Origin of the sequence: Gilliamella sp. B3464 (assembly GCF_026536145.1) — a bacterium.
GTDB lineage: Bacteria > Pseudomonadota > Gammaproteobacteria > Enterobacterales > Orbaceae > Gilliamella.
The window spans coordinates 1-1,257 of sequence record NZ_JAFNOQ010000031.1; the positions used below are offsets into that span (position 1 = coordinate 1).

The 1,257-nt window shown below is 32.4% G+C and carries 2 protein-coding genes and 1 pseudogene; 2 read left to right on the forward strand and 1 reads right to left on the reverse strand.

Annotation, left to right across the window (positions count from 1 at the left end):
- The first annotated feature begins 258 nt into the window (after nucleotides 1–258).
- Complete coding sequence (locus J3U57_RS12645) at nucleotides 259–543, forward strand: hypothetical protein (protein WP_267344999.1); 285 nt, start codon at nucleotides 259–261, stop codon at nucleotides 541–543.
- Between the two features lie 46 nt (nucleotides 544–589).
- Nucleotides 590–883, forward strand: a complete 294-nt coding sequence (locus tag J3U57_RS12650; RefSeq protein ID WP_267344997.1) for a hypothetical protein — start codon at nucleotides 590–592, stop codon at nucleotides 881–883.
- 46 nt (nucleotides 884–929) lie between these two features.
- Here J3U57_RS12650 and J3U57_RS12895 read toward each other — a convergent pair.
- Nucleotides 930–1,082 (reverse strand): annotated as a pseudogene (locus tag J3U57_RS12895) (SymE family type I addiction module toxin); the annotation flags it as partial.
- Nucleotides 1,083–1,257: the final 175 nt, after the last annotated feature.

Consider the following 1,257-nt stretch of genomic DNA (forward strand, 5'->3'; position numbering starts at 1 on the left):
CATTAAAATGGCTTTTTAAAGCTTGTGGTGCAATTGATGTTGTTTCAACCGATGATGTTTAGTTTATGTGTTTTTTCCCAGTTCTGCGATCCCTATCGCAGAACTGAACTAATCATTTATCAATAATGCGATCTACTTCGCAAGCTCGACAATTAACTTGCCTTTTTAGTGGTAAAGAAAAAATTAGAGGTCACTCTGGTTGATGATCGAACCGTTATGTTTAAGTCAAGAATTACACAGAATTTTGTTGAATTTATTATGAGTCGAGATGGCGTCGATGTACTTTATATAATGCCAGTTAATGAAATAAATGAAATACAGTATAATATTGGAGAATATATTTCCAATAAAATTTTACCTCAAGATAGGTTATATATTGATTTACATTACGAAACCTTTTTTGACAAAATAATTATTGAATTGAAAATACTAAATAATACTTTTAAAAGATTGGAAGGATTTATTTTTTCAACAGATAATTCTTGGTTAGAAGATTATAAAAATTCCCCTTATTTTGAAGAGCCTAGGATAATTAATAGATAAATTACTAAATAATGGTGATTCAGAACTTTATTATTTATTGAAGGCTATGTGTGAAACGAATAAAATAAATTTCTTAGAACTTATTTCTGATGCCTCAAAAGGATTAGGTGAAACTGTTTCTGAAGACATAGCCTATGTGTTAGATCAAGATTTAAATGACCCTAAAAAGTTTGAAGGAGCTATCTTTATTTTTGGAGACAGTGAAGGTTTTCCAATGCCTATACAATTATTTATTTCTCTAATGCAAAAAGTATCGGAAGTATATATTCACACACATCCTAATGAAAAAGATTCAATAGAATTTTATATGAATAAATTAAGAGAACGTTATTCAAAATAAGGGATAAATCCCCACATAATAGTGTGGAGAAATCAACCATTTATTTTTAAACTTGCAAATCAAGTTCTACTATCAACTTTCTCTGTTCAATCTTAATAATAACAGGGCAGCCCACATAAAACCCTACCGGCTCCAGCCATCTGCCTTTAATGTTCAGTTGTGATCTGAGGTTGGGCTTTGTGCCTTGTGGCATGTAACCGACGGTATAAAACTACATAGCCTCCACTGTGGATAAATCCAAAAAACCGGTTAGGTACTGGCACAATTAGCTTTACTGATATCGAAAACCAAGCGGATTATAAAGTCAGCAGCAGCAGTGTTGGCGTCAGCACCATTGGCATGCCATCAATGCCAGCCGGTTATAATAAAAAAGA

Coding starts and splice junctions, on each gene's coding strand:
- J3U57_RS12645 (WP_267344999.1), top strand. CDS start 259: ATGAGTCGAGATGGCGTCGATGTACTTTATATAATGCCAGTTAATGAA.
- J3U57_RS12650 (WP_267344997.1), top strand. CDS start 590: ATGTGTGAAACGAATAAAATAAATTTCTTAGAACTTATTTCTGATGCC.